This window comes from Candidatus Arcticimaribacter forsetii (assembly GCF_910589745.1).
GTDB classification, from domain to species: Bacteria; Bacteroidota; Bacteroidia; order Flavobacteriales; family Flavobacteriaceae; genus Arcticimaribacter; species Arcticimaribacter forsetii.
Genome location: NZ_OU342399.1, coordinates 469961 through 487595, shown reverse-complemented (window position 1 = coordinate 487595; position 17635 = coordinate 469961). Strand labels below are relative to the sequence as shown.

The following is a 17635-nucleotide window of genomic DNA, read 5'->3' as shown; positions in this document are numbered from 1 at the left end:
AAGAAAGTGTGTGGTTTTATGACTTGAATTGTTTTATATCAAAAAAACCCAATCACTTAATTATTAAGTAAATGGGTTTTAATTTTGTACCTCGAGTGGGAATCGAACCCACACTCCCGAGAGAATTGGATTTTGAATCCAACGCGTCTACCAATTCCGCCATCGAGGCTAATGGGAGACAAAAGTAGAAAATTATTTTTGTCTACCTAAAATAATCGCATTAAAGAGCGTTATACCTAAAATAATTTTTAAATTTGCATTCCCTAAATTAATGTCGAACAATAAATTAGGCCAAATGAAAACAGAAGCAAAAATTTTCAGTTGTACTCAGAGCGAAGTTCTAGCAAAAGAAATCGCCAAGAAATTCGGTATCCCTATGGGGAAAGTGGCCTTTTCTCATTATAGCGACGGAGAGTTTCAACCTTCATTCGAAGAGTCTGTTCGTGGATCTAGAGTTTTCTTGATAGGATCTACGCATCCTAGTTCAGAGAATCTTATGGAATTACTCCTTATGATTGATGCAGCTAAAAGAGCTTCTGCAAGACATATTACTGCCGTTATGCCCTATTTTGGATGGGCAAGACAAGACAGAAAGGATAAACCTAGAGTTCCGATTGGAGCAAAACTCATAGCGAACCTTCTTGAAGCTGCTGGAGCTACTCGAATAATTACTATGGATTTACATGCAGATCAGATCCAAGGGTTTTTTGAAAAACCAGTAGATCATTTATTTGCTTCAACAATATTCGTACCCTATGTTAAGTCTCTTAATCTAGAAAACTTAACCATTGCGTCTCCAGATATGGGTGGCTCTAAAAGAGCTTATGCCTATTCTAAATTCCTTCAAAGCGATGTTGTAATTTGTTACAAGCAGCGCGAAAAAGCAAATGTTATTGCACACATGGAATTAATTGGGGATGTAAAAGGTAAAAATGTAATCCTAGTCGATGATATGGTCGACACCGCAGGGACTTTAACTAAAGCTGCAGAAGTTATGCTTGAGCGAGGAGCCATTTCGGTTCGTGCAATTTGTACACATGCACTTCTTTCTGGTAATGCTTATGAACGTATCGAGAATTCTTTATTAGAAGAACTTATTGTAACCGATTCTATTCCTGCCAAAAAACAAAGCCCCAAAATAAAAGTTTTGAGTTCTGCAGACCTTTTTGCAAGTACTATGCGTGAGGTTCATGAAAACAAATCAATTAGTTCTAAATTTATAGTTTAATTCAATAAATAAATACCAATGAAATCAATTACAATTAACGGATCAAAAAGAGAAAGCGTAGGCAAGAAAGCGACAAAAGCCTTACGTAATGCTGGTATGGTTCCCTGCGTTTTATACGGTGAAAAAAATCCCGTACACTTTGCAGCGAAAGAACTAGATTTCAGCAAACTCGTTTACACTCCAAACGCACACACAGTAGTAATTAAACTTGATGACAATTCATCAATTAATGCAATTCTACAAGACATTCAATTTCACCCAGTAACAGATCGAATTCTACACATTGACTTTTATGAAGCTAGTGCAGATAAAGAAATCTCTATGAACATTCCTGTAGAAATACAAGGTGCTGCTCCTGGAGTACTTATTAGCGGTGGAAGATTAGTACTAAACAAGCGTAAACTTCGTGTTAAAGCTATTCCAAGTAACCTTCCAGATACAATCGTAGCAGATATTTCTGAACTACAATTAGGTCAAAAACTATACACAGCAGACATTAAATCTGATAATTATAGTTTTGTTCACCCAGACAACACTGTAATCTGTCAAGTAAGAACTTCTAGAGCAGCAATTAAAGATGTGGCTGTTGAGGATGCTGTAGAAGATAGTGGCGAAGAAGCTACTGAAGCAGCTGAATAAGCAACTACTACTATCTTTATAAAAGCATCTGTTGGTTTGCAACAGATGCTTTTTTTATATTTATACTTTACTAATTAAATGAATTGTATAAAAAAACTTTTTCCAAGAAGTAAAAAACCAAAAGAAGACCCTTTGAAAAAATTTTTAATTGTAGGATTAGGAAACATTGGAGCAGCTTACTACAACACCCGTCATAACATCGGATTTAAAGTGTTAAATAGCTTTGCAGAAGAACGTGAGTTGATTTTTGAAGATGCACGTTATGGCGCCATTTGTAAAACTCGATTTAAAGGGAAATCAATGCTTTTACTAAAACCCTCTACCTTGATGAACCTCAGCGGAAAGGCAGTTCGATATTGGGCAATTAAAGAAAATATTCCTTTAGAAAACATCCTCATAATAACAGATGATCTTAACTTACCTTTTGGAACAATTCGATTGAAACCAAAAGGAAGTGACGGTGGTCACAATGGGTTAAAAGACATCCAGGCTCAACTAAACACTCCTAATTACCCCAGAATTCGTTTTGGAATTCAAAGTGATCAGAAAGGATACAATACAGTAGACTTTGTACTAGGCAAGTGGACTAACCATGAACTGGACCAAATGAAATTAAGAATTGAAAAAACCAAAGCACAAATTTTAGCTTTTGTAACTCAAGGAATTCAAGCCGCAATGAACCAATATAACGGGACTTAAAAGGTGGTGAAGTTAAAAATGGATGACTCAGATTGATTTCCTGCTTCATCTACAGTAATTATTTTCCAATAATAGGTCTGCCCCGAAGATAAAGATGCTGAATAACTAGTGGCTGATAAATTATCTTGCACTAAATTTAATTGAGTTTCTGAAGATCCTATATAAACTCTGTAATAGTCGATGTCACCATCTAAATCTGATCCGTTCCATTGCAACGAATATTGACTTGAAGATAAAGAAATAGTTTCCCCGTTAAGTGGACTAACCAATTGAGCTGAAAATGGCAAATAACTTTCTTGCTGTAATGCCTCTAAATAAAAACTCCACACTTCACTTTTTGTTCGTACGGGGCTCGCTAAAGATTCCGAAATAACCCACCAACTATAAGGAGCTCCTCGATCTATTGTTATGATTGCACTTGTTAAATCAATTGAGCGACTTTGTTCTTCGCCTGTAATCGAATTCCGAACATGTATTTCGTAGGAATCTGTGTTTAAAGACTCTAACCACTCAAAACTAATCACACCTTGACTCGTTGTTGAAAACAGGGGTAAACAACTGTTATTTTTTTCAGGTGAAATCAATAGGACTGGATCTGGTTCTGGTATAGATGGTTTTGAACACGACCAATAACACAAAGCTAATAAACCAAGAACTATTGTTTTTAGAGTATTTTTCATTGCTTTATAAATTTTATAGTTTCCCGCTTTTGTTCACTGATTACAGTTAAAAAATAATTACCACTAACTAGAGTACTGATATCAATAGGATGTTTTCTATTATTAGACTCTAGTCTAATTGATTTATCCTTTACAACATTACCTTGAACGTCATAAATAATATATTGAATGTTTTTTGAAGTTCCTCCAATTAAAAGATAAGCTACATCTTTGACAGGATTTGGAAATAGTACTGAATTTGGAGCGATATAAATTTCTTTTTGGTAAGAGCCTTGACAACTTAAATCTGTTGAAACCTCAACTTTATTGAAACCAGACTTCAGCGATAAATTCAATTGAGAAACATTACTAACCCTTTTGATTTCATTGTTTAAAACAACAGTATATTCCTCAGAACCGTTTAAAGATAATGATAAGATTTTATCACTTTCATTCACTAAAGAAGTAACCAATAAAGGTTCGGGCTGTTCTACAGAAGCAGTGTAACAACGTTCGAAACTAGAATCGCCAACCACACCAAAACAAATTAAATAATCACCACTTTCTAGATTGGGTATATTTAAGGTATAGGAAGAAAAACTATAGCTATTATCAAAACCATTAGGCCCAGTAACTTGAACTGTGTAATCTGCAGAGGCTATTGCACTAATTTGAATTCCTCCATTGTTTCTTGAAATACAGGTTTCGTCTGTTTTTGAGATCGTAAAATTATTAAACGTATCGACATCACATAAATCTCCTTGACCGTCTGAATCTGAATCAAGCTGATTTTGGTTTGTTATTAAAGGGCAATTATCTGATTCATTTGGAATTAAATCAGAATCGTCGTTTTCTAAAATAATTCCATTTACACAAAAAATCAAATTCATTAAAACAATTTGTCCTGTGTCAGAAGGTCCAATATCTTCTATTTTTAACCTCCATTTTCCTAAAGAAGATTGTCCAACAAAAACACTTAAATCTTCTTCCGGCTTAAAAGTACCCGTAAAAGGAGCTGTGCCTTCTTCGGTTAAATTAGAAGATTCTTGATCAAATATAGTATTCACAAAATTAGAACTTGATCCTCCTATGTTTCTTGCTAAAACAACTTCCGTACCGTCTGGAGAAATTAAAGTCAATATCATATCGGACAACCAGGTGTGCTGTATACTCAGCTCTACATTCAAATCAGAAATAACATGATCATTAGCCATGTAAACATCCACATAGGTTACACCAGATTGATTTGCAACTGCATCTGCTAATTGAATTGGCAATTGAGTTGGGCTTATGTTATCACAAAAAACTATATCTGTTTGAAAATTTTGAGTCTCTGAAAAAGAACTTTCTCCACAAAAGTTAAATCCTTTAATTCGCCAATAGTAAACTGTTTCTCCTTCTAAATTTTCCTGAGGAATATAGGTGTTTGTAACAATAGTAGTCGATACCACAGTTGAACTAAAATCAGATACCGTTGAAATCTGTATTAGATATTGATCTACATTTTCATCTAATTCCCAACTGAAATTTGGCTTTAAAGACTGTAATCCATCTTGGATTGATGGTGAAAGTTGAGCCGGTCTACTTAAAACACTTTGCTTATTTTCCAGAATGAAATCTTGAAGCGAGACATTATCTCCAGAAGTAGCAACTAAGGTAATTGAATAGGTTCCCGGATCGAGTACTGATAAATTTGATAAACTAACTATACCTTCTCCTTGATTTAAAGAACTTGCTTCTGGAGAAATTGAGTAATCAACTCCCTCAGGAACATTCATTAAACTATAACTAACCGGAGATGTGTAATTTTGATAATAATTTAAATTAAAGTTGAAAGGCACATCTGTTGGATCGCACAATACTTTAGAAACTACTTGAAAAGGAGTCGCATATGGTCGCTCTTCAATTCTAAAACTCTGGCGATTAACTGCAAAATAAATCCCGTTGTCTGGTACAATTTTTATCCTGGTGTTTGTTGAACTTATACTTTCAGGAACTATAAAATCGTACTGACCATCATTTAAGGTATTTGAAACTAAAACTGTAGAAAAATTTAAACCTCCATCTAAGGATAGGTATATTGAAACTGTCTGTGTGTTAATTGGGGCTATATCGGTGTTATTTACATTCCATTTTATAGATTCATTTGCCCCAGTTTTCCATACAATTGTGTTTGTAGCTTGAGATATAATTTCAAATGGGCCTGCATTTTCAACTACAGATATTGTTTTAAAATCTTGATCTGTTTGGCCAATACTGACAGAATTTGTTTCTGTTCGATCTCGAACAGTTATTCCCCATCTCAACTGTCGGCTTACAAGTGAAACCGTTTGCCAATCATCTGATGTTTGAGGGTCAACTTGAGTTAACTTTCCTGCTAAGACTCTTGACATTGATGGAACTGTTCTTATGGGACTTGTTGTTGGCAAAAAAGAACGGTTGTTCGAACCCGCCTCGCTTGTTGGTCCAAAATTAGAGCGAAGTACCAAACCACTGTTTAGTTGTTCCCAACAGTAGGTTAATGAATCGCTATCTGGATCGGAAGCTCGAGCTTCTAAGCTGTAAGCTGTTCCTTTTGGAATACTTATGTCGCTCCCAGCATTTACAGTTGGAGCTTGATTTGGGAGACTTATTGTGGTCTGACAACTAAATCGGTCCAAATAATCCTTAATGTTCTTTATGCTATTGTAATGAAAATAGGGATCTGAGTGGTTCTGTAAATCATCGGAGCCGGTTATACCTGCATAAGACATAATTGTTGATCCACTTCCGGGTTCACTATTTACTCCTGCACTTTCTAACTGATGAGAAAAAGTATGATAGGCTCCAAATTGATGCCCGATTTCATGGGCAACAAAGTCAATATCAAAATAATCGTTCAAAAACTCACCTACTCCTGAAGTGTCTACAAATGGATGGGAACTAAAGGCAGAACCTTTATTTCTATTAGAACAGACGTTTCCTACGCTTCCTGCAGAACCATTAGCTTCTCCGTAATCAAACAGATGACCAACGTCATAATTAGCTTCCCCGTAAATATCAGTCAGTACTTCTTGAATTTCTTCATTAAAATCTTCACCATAGGGATCTGTTTCTGGATCATCATACAACAAATTAGGGCCGGAAACTAATTCGAGCCTAATTCCTAAATCAACTTCAAAAACTTCATTAATTCGGTTTATTGTACTCACAACCTGAACATAGGCATCTTCTTTATTTGAGCCATTAGAATTATCATCATCACCAAAAAACTGAGTAAACTCACCGGTTGCAGATATGGCTATTCTATACACTCTAAAAGTTTGATTTATTTTAGCTTGAGGAGAAACTACATTTAATTTATTTGATTCTGTCACTTCATTTTTGAATGAAGAGTCTGGAGGAATGAGACAATTTAATCGCTCAAAATCATCATAAAGTTTTCCTCCTCTTTTGTAAAATATATATTCTTTAGCAATGCTGTTTCTTTTAGGTTGAATAAAAAATCTTCCTGCAGGAGTAGAAATCATTGCGTTAATTCCTTTTGGTGAAGAACTCCATCGAACATGAACATTAGCTCGGGTTAAACTTGTACCAACATAAGTCTTAATATTTGGAAATTTTTTAGCCAAATCAGCAGACAATACACTTACTTCTTCCAGGGAAAATTTTTCGTTTGTTCCTGTTTCGTTTGGAAACGAAATGGTGTTGGGTGCTTTTATACTACCCCCAGAGTTTTTGGAAAAAGTAGTAATCTTTTGTAATCCTACTTCATCCAAATGAATCGTTTGGATACTATTTTCAAAAGCAACAACTGTACCTATTGTTTTGTCTTTAAAACTCCACAAGTCTTGAGCTTGACTCTGCGAAAAATATAAAAATAAAAGAATTAAAAAAAAATAGTTGTATTTCACAGAAGCAAATTATAAATAACAAATAGTAATCATACTATAATTATGACCATTTTTAAAGTCTAAAATCATAGTTTTGTGTAATGAATCTAAATATATGAGATTTTAGTGAAAATTGTATCAAAAATTGAAAATTATAAAGAGGACAAAGCTTGTCATTTAACCATCGGGACATTTGATGGTGTTCATATAGGGCATCAAAAAATAATTCAAAATTTAGTTAAAAAAGCTAAAAGCAAGGGAGACTTAGCAGTTGTTCTTACTTTTTTTCCACATCCAAGAATGGTTCTTCAAAAAGATAGTGGGATTAAATTAATCGATTCTCTCGAGGATAAACAAAAAATTCTTGCCTCATTGGGAGTAGATGTGCTCGTAGTTCATCCTTTTTCAAAAGAATTTTCGAGACTAACAGCAACAGAATTCACTAGAGACATATTAGTAAACACCTTTAATATTTCCAAAGTAATTATTGGTTACGACCATAGATTTGGAAGAAATAGAGATGCTTCAATTGTAGATTTACATGAATTTGGAAGATTATATGGATTTGAGGTAGAAGAAATTCCTGCTCAAGAAATTGCTTCTGTGAACGTAAGTTCTACAAAAATCAGAAAAGCACTTGAAGCTGGTGACATCCAAAAAGTCAATCGCTACCTTAGCCGTCCTTACCTACTTTCAGGAACAGTTGAATCAGGTGCTGGAATAGGAAGAACAATAGAATTTCCAACAGCAAACATTAAAATAAAAGAGGATTATAAACTTTGCCCTCCAAACGGTGTTTATCGAATTCAATCTGAGATAAAAGGCTCTACTGTTTTGGGAATGATGAATATTGGAGTTCGACCAACGGTTGGTGGAAATATTAAAAAAATTGAAGTTCACTTTTTTTCTTATGATGAAGATCTTTACAATGAAAATATAACCATTCAAATATTGGATAAAATTAGAGATGAAATCAAATTCGATTCATTAGAAAACCTTCAAAATCAACTTAAAAAAGATAAAATAAATTGCATTCGGTTATTTGATTCCGAAAGGCAACACACTAACCATAAAACAATATCTTTGTAACACCTTATTATTGGACTTATGCTACAATTAAAATACTTAAGAGAAAATAAAAACGAAGCTTTAAAAGCTCTTGAAAAAAGAAATTTTAAAGATTCTAATCTTATTGACCAATTACTTGAACTAGATGAAAAGAGAAGAAAGACCCAAGCAGATTTGGATCAGCAGCTTGCAGAAGCAAATTCTCTAGCTAAAGAAATTGGACAACTTTTTAAAAGCGGAGCGGCAGATAAAGCTCAAGTTTTAAAAGAACGATCTGCTGCCTTAAAAGTAAGTTCTAAAGAGCTTCAAGATAATTTACAAGAAGCCGAAAATCAATTACGTTCGCTAAGACTACAAATACCAAACATCCCTAAAGAGATTGTTCCAAGCGGAACTTCTGAGGAAGATAATATTGAAACAGAACGAGCTGGAGAAATCCCAAGTCTATCAGAAGATGCTCTTCCTCACTGGGAATTAGCAAAAAAATATGACCTAATTGATTTTGAATTAGGAAGTAAAATTACTGGTGCTGGTTTTCCTGTATACAAAGGAAAAGGAGCTCGTCTTCAACGTGCATTAATAAATTACTTTTTAGATAAAAACACAGAAGCAGGATATCAAGAAACTCAAGTTCCCCATTTAGTTAATGAACTTTCAGGATACGGAACGGGTCAGCTCCCAGATAAAGAGGGTCAAATGTATCATGTAACTGGAGATGATTTGTACCTTATACCAACAGCAGAAGTTCCCCTTACTAATATATTTAGAGATGAAATTTTAGAAGAAAAACAACTTCCTATTTGTTTAACTGGCTATACCCCTTGTTTTAGAAGAGAAGCTGGAAGTTATGGTTCTCATGTTCGTGGGTTAAACAGACTCCATCAATTTGACAAAGTCGAAATAGTACGATTAGAAACACCTGAGCGCTCTGAAGCAGCTTTAGATGAAATGGTTGACCATGTTAGAAAAATATTAATTGAACTTGAAATTCCATACAGAATACTTCGTTTATGCGGAGGAGACCTTGGATTTACCTCTGCCCTAACCTATGATTTCGAGTTATTCTCAACAGCACAAGACAAATGGCTAGAAATTAGCTCTGTTTCAACTTTTGAAGGATTTCAATCTGAACGTCTTCGTTTACGATACAAAGCTAAAGATGGAAGTAAAAAACTAGTTCATACGTTAAACGGAAGTTCTTTAGCCTTACCAAGAGTGTTGGCTGGAATTCTAGAAAATTGCCAAACGCCTGAAGGGATTAAAATTCCTAAAGCACTTGTCCCTTACACTGGATTTGATATGATCTCCTAAAAACAAACTATGTTTATATTTAACGTTACCACCCACGTAGAACACTCAGCAGAAACGCAATGGCTTGAATGGATGAATAATGTACATCTGCCGGATATGATTAAAACGGGCAAATTTAACAAAGCGATATTATTTAAAGTCATTACAGATCAGAATGAAGATCAAGGAGGAACAAGCTATGCCGCACAATATCATTGCAATGATAAAAGTAAATATGAAGCCTATTTAAAAGAGGACGCTCCTCTTTTAAGAAAAGAGGCACTTGAAAAATTTGGCACAAGTATTTTATCTTTTAGAACAGAATTAGAACAAATAATTGCGCTCTAATGAAAGCTGTAAAAGCCAAAAAAAAATTAGGGCAACACTTTCTCAAAGACCTTACTATTGCATCTAGAATTGCGGAAACTTTAAAATTTGATACCTACAAAAAAGTATTAGAAATTGGTCCAGGAATGGGTGTTCTAACCCAATATCTTCCTTTTAAAAAGGGCAATGTAAATCTAATTGAAATAGACACGGACTCCATTGAATATCTCAGAAATAAATATCCGTTAAATCATCAAAATATAATTGAAGGTGATTTTTTAAAATATGATATTAACTCACTTTTTAACAACGAACCCTTTGCTATAATAGGAAACTTCCCATACAACATATCAACTCAAATTGTTTTTAAAACTTTAGAGCATCGAGATCAAATTCCTTTTTTCTCCGGAATGTTTCAAAAAGAAGTAGCTGAACGAATTTGCGAACCCCCCGGTACAAAAAAATATGGAATCCTTTCTGTACTTGCTCAGCTATTCTATACAGCAACATACGAGTTTACAGTTCCGCCAAATGTATTTAATCCTCCCCCAAAAGTAGACTCAGGAGTTCTTACTCTAAAAAGAAAAGAAAACTATACGCTTTCCTGTAATGAAAAACTTCTTTTTAAAATTGTAAAAATGAGCTTCCAACAAAGAAGAAAAACAATTCGTAACAGTTTAAAAACATTACAACTGCCAGAAAATATTACAGAAGATAGTATCTTTGACTTAAGACCGGAAAAACTTTCGGGAGATGATTTCATAGCATTGACTCAAAAAATTGAAGATGGCACAATTCCTAATTGATAACGAAACTATAAAGCTCGTCCAATCGCTTATAGAAAAGAAAGCCGACAAGAGGCTGATTTCTAAACTAGGAGATGTACACTATGCCGATATTGCAGAAGTAATTGAAAATCTTTCTGTGGAAGAAGCGGTTTATTTAATTAAACTGTTAGATAGCGAAAAAACAGCTGAGGCACTTGCCGAAGTTGATGAAGATTTTAGAGAAAAAATATTACCTCAATTTTCGGCAAAAGAAATTGCAGAAGAAATTGAAGAACTCGATACAGATGATGCTGCAGATATAATTGCGGAGCTACCTGAAGAAAGGCAAGAAAAAGTAATGTCTGAGATTTCCGATAGTGAACATCTAAAAGACATTCGCGAACTCCTAACGTATGAAGAAAATACAGCTGGAGCACTTATGGCCAAAGAACTGGTTAAAGTTAATGAAAACCTTAGTGTTCTAAAATGCCTCAATGAAATGCGTGCTCAAGCTGAAGAGGTCACAAGGGTTCACTCAATTTATGTAGTTAACGGTAAAAATAAATTAATCGGTAGATTGTCTTTAAAAGACCTTTTAACTGCAAACTCCAAAGCCATAGTCAAAGATATTTACATCCCAAAAGTTGATTTTGTAAATGTATACGAAGACGTAGAGGAAGTTGCTAAAATAATGTCTAAATACGATTTAGAAGCAATTCCTGTTGTGAACGATAAAAAAGAACTTTTAGGAAGAATTACAATTGATGATATTGTCGATGTCATTAAAGAAGAAGCAGATAAAGATTATCAACTAGCATCCGGTATTTCAAATGATGTAGAGGCTGATGATTCAATTTTAGAGCTTTCTCGCGCTCGACTTCCTTGGCTTTTTTTAGGGTTACTTGGTGGTCTGGGCAGTGTGTTTATACTTCGAGATTTTGAAACAATAATGATGAAACCTCACCTAAGAAGTTTGTTTTTTTACACTCCTTTAATTGCTGCAATGGCAGGAAACGTAGGGGTACAATCTTCTGCTATTATAGTTCAGGGTATTGCAAATGACGCTGTAAAAGGTTCCCTTCTAAACAGACTCTTAAAAGAAGTTGGTTTAAGTCTCATCAATGGATTTTTCTTAGCAGTATTATTAATTGGTTTTGGTTGGATTATAAATCAAGATCTTATACTCAGCCTAACCGTTGCAGGATCTATGATGGGTGTTATTATTGTAGCTGCACTTATAGGAACTTTTGTGCCCATAATTTTAAATAAAAGAGGAATTGACCCTGCCATTGCAACGGGTCCTTTTATTACAACTGCTAATGATATTTTTGGGATATACCTATTCTTCTATATTGCACAAACCTTTTTGAATTTCTAAATATTTTAAAATGAAAGTGCTTCATGTAGATGAAAATCACCCAAAGTTACTTGAAATGCTATCTAAAGCAGGTTTTGAAAACACAATTGCCTATAAAGTTTCAAAAAAGGTAATTCTAGAAACTATAAACCTATATGACGGTTTAATCATTAGAAGTCGTTTTCCAATTGACAAGGATTTTCTTGACCATGCTGTTAATCTAAAATTTATTGGTCGTGTTGGTGCTGGAGTTGAAAATATAAATCAAGAAGCTGCAAAAGAAAAAGGTATAAAGCTCTTTTCTGCGCCTCTTGGGAACAGCAATGCAGTTGGAGAGCATGCCCTTGGGATGTTACTGTCTTTATTCAACAAATTAAACCAAGGAGATAAAAGTATTAGAGAAGGAAACTGGTTGAGAGAAGAACACAGAGGGCTTGAACTTGAAGGGAAAACTGTAGGTATTATTGGATACGGAACTATGGGAAAAAGTTTTGCAAAAAAACTCCACGGATTTGATGTTCATAAAGTAGTATTTCATGACATTTTAAATCTTGAAAACGATGAGTATGCTTCTCAAGTTTCTTTAAAAGAACTTCAAAATACATCCGATGTTTTAAGCTTACATACCCCGCAGACCGAAAGTACAATAGGAATGATAGATCAAAAATTCATCAATCAAATGAAAAAGAATTTCTGGCTGATTAATACCGCGAGAGGAAGTGCTGTAATTACTAAAGATCTAGTAAATGGTTTAAAATCTCGTAAAATATTAGGGGCAGGATTAGATGTACTTGAATATGAGAGCAGTTCGTTTGAAAACATTTTCCAAACTCAAAAAAACAATACAGACTTTTCTTACTTATTAAATTCAGAAAATGTAATCCTTAGCCCACATGTTGGAGGATGGACTATGGAAAGTTATGAAAAATTAGCCAAAATAATTTCAGAAAAAATAATAACTACCTATAAAAAATAAAATGAAAAAACTATTAATTATCTGTACAGGAAATTCATGTAGAAGTCAAATAGCACACGGTTTTATGAACCGATTCGCTAAAGACAAGCTAGAGGTATACAGTGCTGGAATAGAAACACACGGAATAAATCCGGATGCAATTAAGACCATGAAAAAAGTAGGGATTGACATTTCAAATCATACATCAAATTTAATTTCGGAATATGATGGTATCACGTTCGATTTTATTTTAACTGTATGTGATCATGCTTCCGAAAATTGTCCTGTATTTATTGGAGAATCGCTAGTAAAACTTCACCATAATTTTACAGATCCCTCAAAGTTAAAAGGAACTGAAGAAGAAGTAGAAATAGCATTCGAGGCTACTCGTCTAGAAATCCAAAATTACTGTAAAAACTTTACTGATAAATACCTGAAGAAATTTAGTTTTTGACTACGTATTGAATTGTTTCTTGAGCACGTTGCTCCAGAAGAATATCGTCTTTTCTAGATTCTATAGACTTTAATGCCTTTGAGTCAAAATGACGTACAGTATACAGATCAACATCTTCGTACACTGTTACTTTAAATTTTGATCGTAATATTTGAAGTAATTCTTCTAGTCTGTTGTATTTGTTATTTACACATACAGAGAAACTGATAGCCGAATTCTGTATCATATCAACACGCATTTGACTCTTATAAAGTAATGCGAATACTTCACTAATATTATCTTCTACCATGAAAGAAAAATCTAATGATGAAAGTCGAATTAAAACCTGTTTTGGTTTAAGTATGTAACAAGGGACATGCGGTTCTAAAGTTTTACCTTTTGAAACAGAAGTTCCCGCCCCTTCAGGGTTTAAGAAAGAACGCACGTACAATGGGATTTCTTTTCTTTGTAAGGGCTGAAGTGTTTTTGGGTGAATTACAGATGCCCCATAAAAAGCTAATTCAATAGCTTCTGTATATGAAATTTGATTTAAAAGTACCGTGTTTTCAAAGACTCTCGGGTCACCATTTAAAACACCAGGAACATCTTTCCAAATTGTAACAGATTCTGCATTTAATGCATAGGCAAAGATTGCAGCAGTATAATCAGATCCTTCACGTCCAAGAGTAGTTGTGAAATTATTTTCATCACTCCCAATAAAGCCTTGAGAAACAACTAATTTTGTCTTAGATACCTGATCATTTATTGCCTCTTGTGTTGCGTCCCAATCTAAATTTGCGTCACGGTAATAAGCATCTGTTTTAACACATTTACGTGCATCGAGCCACTCAGAATTAATGTTTATGTAATTTAAATATGCATTAATTATGGTCGTTGAAAGTAATTCTCCGAAACTTACAACTTGATCGTAAACAAAGCTGTAGTTAGTTGCTTTATTATGTTCAAAAAAACTTTTTAGCTCCTGAATAAGAACAGAAACTTTTTCTTTTAAAGGTTGAGCTTCTACTCCCATGAGTTCCGTTACAATTTCTGAATGAAATTGTTCTAACTTTACAATAGAATTAGATAATTCCTTAGGAGTATTAAAATACTGATCAACAATAACCTCCAAAGCATTTGTGGTTTTACCCATTGCAGAGACAATTACAAGGGTGTCGGTGTAACCCACTTTTTTTAAAACTTTAGCCACATTTTGAACTCCCTTTGCATCTTTAACTGATGCACCTCCAAATTTAAATATTCTCATTTTTTGATCTTAAAAAGATGATTTAACGTAATTAGAAATAGCTTCCTCATCCATTTGAACTGTTTTCCAGTCGTCTAAAACAGCTGCTCCACTTTTTTTATAAAAATTAATCGCGTTAGAATTCCAGTCTAACACGACCCATTCGATTCGTTTAACTTGCTTTTCTGAAGCATAAGCAATAAAAGCAGCGTACAAATCTTTGCCATACCCATTACCCCTTTCGGACTCTGTTACAATTAGATCCTCTAAATGAAAAGTTGGTCCTTTCCAGGTAGAATATCTAGGATAAAACAAAGCCATACCAACAATAATTCCTTCATTTTCTGCAATCAAACATTTGAAAATAGAATTTGAACCAAATCCGTCTCGTATTAAATCTTCCTCAGAAATTACAACTGCCTCTGGTTCTTTTTCAAAATCAGCTAATTCTTGAATCAACTTTAAAACAGAAGACATGTCTTCTTTCTGAGCAAAACGTATCATATCATTGATAATTAGTGTACTAAATTAAGTGTTCTTTGTAAGGCAATTAAATTTATTAGTGTATATCACATTTTATCGGGCTACTGTGAAAAAACTAAACCCACCATTCCTCAATCGCTTTCAAAAAAGCTGTAGGATTCTCGGCATGCAGCCAATGTCCAGCTTGCTCAATATCTACAAGAGCATAATTTGGGAAATGATGCTTCAAGGCTAAGTGATCTTCATCCAAAATATAACCGGATAGTATCCCTCTTAAGAAAAGAGTTGGTCCATTAAATATATAATGTGAAGCTAATCCTTCTCCTATTAAGTTTCCTGCCTCTTTTAGAACTTTAATATTGATTCTTAATCCTAGTTTTCCTTTTTCCTCCCAATATAGATTTTTTAGCAAAAACTGACGGACCGACTGCTCTTTAACATAAGTCGCTAAGGCTAAATCAACAGACGACCTAGATTTTAACTCAGAAAAATCAAGAGAGGCTAAGCCGTTTAAGATCTGCTGATGATGAGAATTATATTCTTTAGGTGCAATATCGGCAACTATAAGCTGCGTTATATATTCCGGATATTGTGATGAAAAATTCATTGCTGTTTTACCTCCCATAGAGTGACCCAAGAGAGTACACTTTTCGATTTTATGGTAATCCAAATAGTTTTTCAAATCGGATGCCAAAAAAGAATATCCAAAATCATTAGACCAAAAACTTCTTCCGTGATTTCTTTGGTCTAATAAATGAACACACCACCCTTGAGATTCCCATCTTTTCGCATGTGTTTTCCAATTATCACCCATTCCAAGAAACCCGTGTAATACAACTAAATGTCGGTCTCCACTTCCTAAAATTAAACTGTTTAGTAAATCCATTATGAAAGACGTTGAAGGTACATTGGAATTACATTTTCGAATCCTAAATAAAGGGATTCACAAACTAAAGCATGACCTATAGAAACTTCTAATAACTGAGGAATATTTTGTGCAAAATATTGTACGTTTTCCAAACTTAAATCGTGTCCAGCGTTGATTCCTAAACCTAAAGAATTAGCGCGAGTAGCAGCCTCAACATAAGGTTTGATTGCTTGCTCTGGGTTGTTTAAATAACTGTCTGCATAACGTTCTGTGTATAATTCTATCCTGTCTGTCCCTGTTTCTATTGCTCCTTCTACCATTTTTATATCCGGATCTACAAAAATAGAAGTTCGTATCCCTGCAGACTTAAATTCATTTATTACGTCCTTCAAAAAGTCTTTATTTTCATGTGTATCCCATCCGGCATTAGAGGTAAGAGCATCAACAGCATCTGGAACAAGAGTAACCTGGGTTGGACGAATATCGAGAACCATTTTTATAAATTCAGGAATTGGATTTCCTTCTATGTTATATTCTGTCGTAACTACTTTCGGAAGTTCATATGCGTCAGCATACCTAATGTGTCTTTGATCTGGACGAGGATGAACTGTAATTCCTTCAGCACCAAAGGCCTGGATGTCTGTTGCAACTTTTAGTAAATTTGGAGTATTACCTCCACGTGAATTTCTTAGTGTAGCAACCTTATTAATATTAACACTGAGCTTTGTCATTATTTTTTTCTGTAAAATTACGAACTTAGTGTTTCGTATCCCAAGAGAATAGAAGGAAAACATATTTAAAATTCTTAAACAAAGTACTACATAAGTTTTTGTACTTTTGATTTAAATTTGGAGTTATGAAAATTGCTGTTATTTGTCCGTTCCAAAATGAACGTTCTAGAGGTTATGCACAAGGGGTTATTGAGCATCTTCTTGAACGAAAGATTACGGTATTAGTAGACTCTAAAATGGAAATTTTTCTTGAAGATCCAGAGGTAGTTTCTTACGTCTCAGTTTTTGAAACACTTCCTCCAGATACCGACTTCTTTTTTTGTATAGGCGGTGACGGTTCCATGTTACGAGCAATAATGACTGTAAAAGAAAGTAATGTGCCTATTTTAGGAATAAATACAGGGAGATTAGGGTTTTTAACTAGTTTACAAAAAGAGTCTTTAAATGTTGGATTAAAGCAACTTTGGGAAAACAAATATGCAATTATAAATAGGACTTTGCTCGAAGTATCCTTACCCGAAGCAAATGAAGAAATTGACTCTTTTCCATATGCTTTAAATGAGATTAGTGTAAATCGAAAAAATACAGCTTCTTTAATAAGCATTGACACTCGATTAGACCAGGAGCCTTTAACTACTTATTGGGCAGATGGTTTAATTATATCCACACCAACGGGATCAACGGGCTATTCACTTAGCAGTGGGGGACCAATAATGTCACCGGAAACTGCAGGCTTGATTCTAACTCCTATCGCACCACATAATCTCAATATACGACCTTTAATAATTCCGAATACTACAAGCGTAGAACTTGAGGTAACCGGTAGAGGAGAAGATCATTTATTATCCCTTGATTCTAGGATAATTTCTGTTGAACAAGGAACAAAAATTCTAATCAAAAAAGCAGCATTCACTTTAGCTACTGTTGAATTACAAGATAACGAGTTTTTCAAAACCCTGCGCGACAAACTTTTCTGGGGTTTAGATACAAGAAATTAGGCAATAATTTTAGTT

At 34.3% G+C, this 17635-nt stretch carries 17 protein-coding genes and 1 tRNA gene; 11 read left to right on the top strand and 7 right to left on the bottom strand.

What is annotated here, in order from left to right; genetic code table 11:
- Window positions 1-87: 87 nt before the first annotated feature.
- Window positions 88-169, bottom strand: a tRNA-Leu gene (locus tag NG655_RS02260).
- Window positions 170-295: 126 nt separating this feature from the next.
- On the opposite strand from NG655_RS02260, the gene NG655_RS02255 reads away from it, so the two are divergent.
- The 3 genes from NG655_RS02255 (at window position 296) to pth (ending at window position 2566) form a co-directional block, all read left to right on the top strand.
- Window positions 296-1228 (top strand): ribose-phosphate pyrophosphokinase, encoded by a 933-nt coding sequence (locus tag NG655_RS02255; protein WP_252157730.1) that lies wholly within the window; start codon window positions 296-298, stop codon window positions 1226-1228.
- An 18-nt stretch (window positions 1229-1246) separates the two neighbouring features.
- Window positions 1247-1867 carry a 50S ribosomal protein L25/general stress protein Ctc gene (locus NG655_RS02250; RefSeq protein ID WP_252157729.1) on the top strand — a complete coding sequence of 207 codons (621 nt, stop codon included), beginning with the start codon at window positions 1247-1249 and terminating at the stop codon, window positions 1865-1867.
- Between the two features lie 132 nt (window positions 1868-1999).
- On the top strand, window positions 2000-2566 hold the full coding sequence (pth, locus tag NG655_RS02245) for an aminoacyl-tRNA hydrolase (RefSeq protein ID WP_336511171.1): 567 nt from the start codon (window positions 2000-2002) through the stop codon (window positions 2564-2566).
- Here pth and NG655_RS02240 read toward each other — a convergent pair.
- Both NG655_RS02240 and NG655_RS02235 read right to left on the bottom strand, forming a co-directional pair.
- Complete coding sequence (locus NG655_RS02240; protein ID WP_252157727.1) at window positions 2563-3246, bottom strand: fibronectin type III domain-containing protein; 684 nt, start codon at window positions 3244-3246, stop codon at window positions 2563-2565. The genes pth and NG655_RS02240 overlap by 4 nt on opposite strands.
- Complete coding sequence (locus NG655_RS02235; protein ID WP_252157726.1) at window positions 3243-7118, bottom strand: reprolysin-like metallopeptidase; 3876 nt, start codon at window positions 7116-7118, stop codon at window positions 3243-3245. Before NG655_RS02235 ends, NG655_RS02240 begins: the two co-directional genes overlap by 4 nt.
- A gap of 105 nt (window positions 7119-7223) precedes the next feature.
- On the opposite strand from NG655_RS02235, the gene NG655_RS02230 reads away from it, so the two are divergent.
- Genes NG655_RS02230 through NG655_RS02200 form a run of 7 tightly spaced genes read left to right on the top strand, consistent with a single transcriptional unit; the run spans window position 7224 to window position 13315 of the window.
- A complete protein-coding gene (locus NG655_RS02230) occupies window positions 7224-8186 on the top strand; it encodes a bifunctional riboflavin kinase/FAD synthetase (protein WP_252157725.1) in 963 nt (320 codons plus the stop codon).
- Window positions 8187-8204: 18 nt separating this feature from the next.
- Window positions 8205-9476, top strand: a complete 1272-nt coding sequence (serS, locus tag NG655_RS02225; RefSeq protein ID WP_252157724.1) for a serine--tRNA ligase — start codon at window positions 8205-8207, stop codon at window positions 9474-9476.
- Window positions 9477-9485: 9 nt separating this feature from the next.
- Window positions 9486-9803 carry a DUF4286 family protein gene (locus NG655_RS02220; RefSeq protein ID WP_252157723.1) on the top strand — a complete coding sequence of 106 codons (318 nt, stop codon included), beginning with the start codon at window positions 9486-9488 and terminating at the stop codon, window positions 9801-9803.
- Window positions 9803-10588, top strand: coding sequence for a 16S rRNA (adenine(1518)-N(6)/adenine(1519)-N(6))-dimethyltransferase RsmA (rsmA, locus tag NG655_RS02215; protein ID WP_252157722.1), 786 nt, complete (start codon window positions 9803-9805; stop codon window positions 10586-10588). The genes NG655_RS02220 and rsmA overlap by 1 nt, the downstream gene beginning before the upstream one ends.
- Window positions 10569-11927 carry a magnesium transporter gene (mgtE, locus tag NG655_RS02210; protein ID WP_252157721.1) on the top strand — a complete coding sequence of 453 codons (1359 nt, stop codon included), beginning with the start codon at window positions 10569-10571 and terminating at the stop codon, window positions 11925-11927. The genes rsmA and mgtE overlap by 20 nt, the downstream gene beginning before the upstream one ends.
- A gap of 10 nt (window positions 11928-11937) precedes the next feature.
- Window positions 11938-12882: an NAD(P)-dependent oxidoreductase gene (locus NG655_RS02205; protein WP_252157720.1), complete on the top strand. Its 945-nt coding sequence runs from the start codon at window positions 11938-11940 to the stop codon at window positions 12880-12882.
- 1 nt (window position 12883) lies between these two features.
- Window positions 12884-13315, top strand: a complete 432-nt coding sequence (locus tag NG655_RS02200; protein ID WP_252157719.1) for an arsenate reductase ArsC — start codon at window positions 12884-12886, stop codon at window positions 13313-13315.
- On the opposite strand, the gene NG655_RS02195 is transcribed toward NG655_RS02200, so the two are convergent.
- The 4 genes from NG655_RS02195 to NG655_RS02180 form a co-directional block, all read right to left on the bottom strand.
- A complete protein-coding gene (locus NG655_RS02195) occupies window positions 13305-14561 on the bottom strand; it encodes an aspartate kinase (RefSeq protein WP_252157718.1) in 1257 nt (418 codons plus the stop codon). The two genes, NG655_RS02200 and NG655_RS02195, sit on opposite strands and share 11 nt — an antisense overlap.
- 9 nt (window positions 14562-14570) lie before the next feature.
- Window positions 14571-15044: a GNAT family N-acetyltransferase gene (locus tag NG655_RS02190; RefSeq protein WP_252157717.1), complete on the bottom strand. Its 474-nt coding sequence runs from the start codon at window positions 15042-15044 to the stop codon at window positions 14571-14573.
- 94 nt (window positions 15045-15138) lie between these two features.
- Window positions 15139-15909: an alpha/beta fold hydrolase gene (locus tag NG655_RS02185; protein ID WP_252157716.1), complete on the bottom strand. Its 771-nt coding sequence runs from the start codon at window positions 15907-15909 to the stop codon at window positions 15139-15141.
- On the bottom strand, window positions 15909-16622 hold the full coding sequence (locus NG655_RS02180; RefSeq protein ID WP_252157715.1) for a pyridoxine 5'-phosphate synthase: 714 nt from the start codon (window positions 16620-16622) through the stop codon (window positions 15909-15911). Before NG655_RS02180 ends, NG655_RS02185 begins: the two co-directional genes overlap by 1 nt.
- A gap of 125 nt (window positions 16623-16747) precedes the next feature.
- On the opposite strand from NG655_RS02180, the gene NG655_RS02175 reads away from it, so the two are divergent.
- Window positions 16748-17620, top strand: a complete 873-nt coding sequence (locus NG655_RS02175) for an NAD kinase (RefSeq protein ID WP_252157714.1) — start codon at window positions 16748-16750, stop codon at window positions 17618-17620.
- Window positions 17621-17635 lie beyond the last annotated feature (15 nt).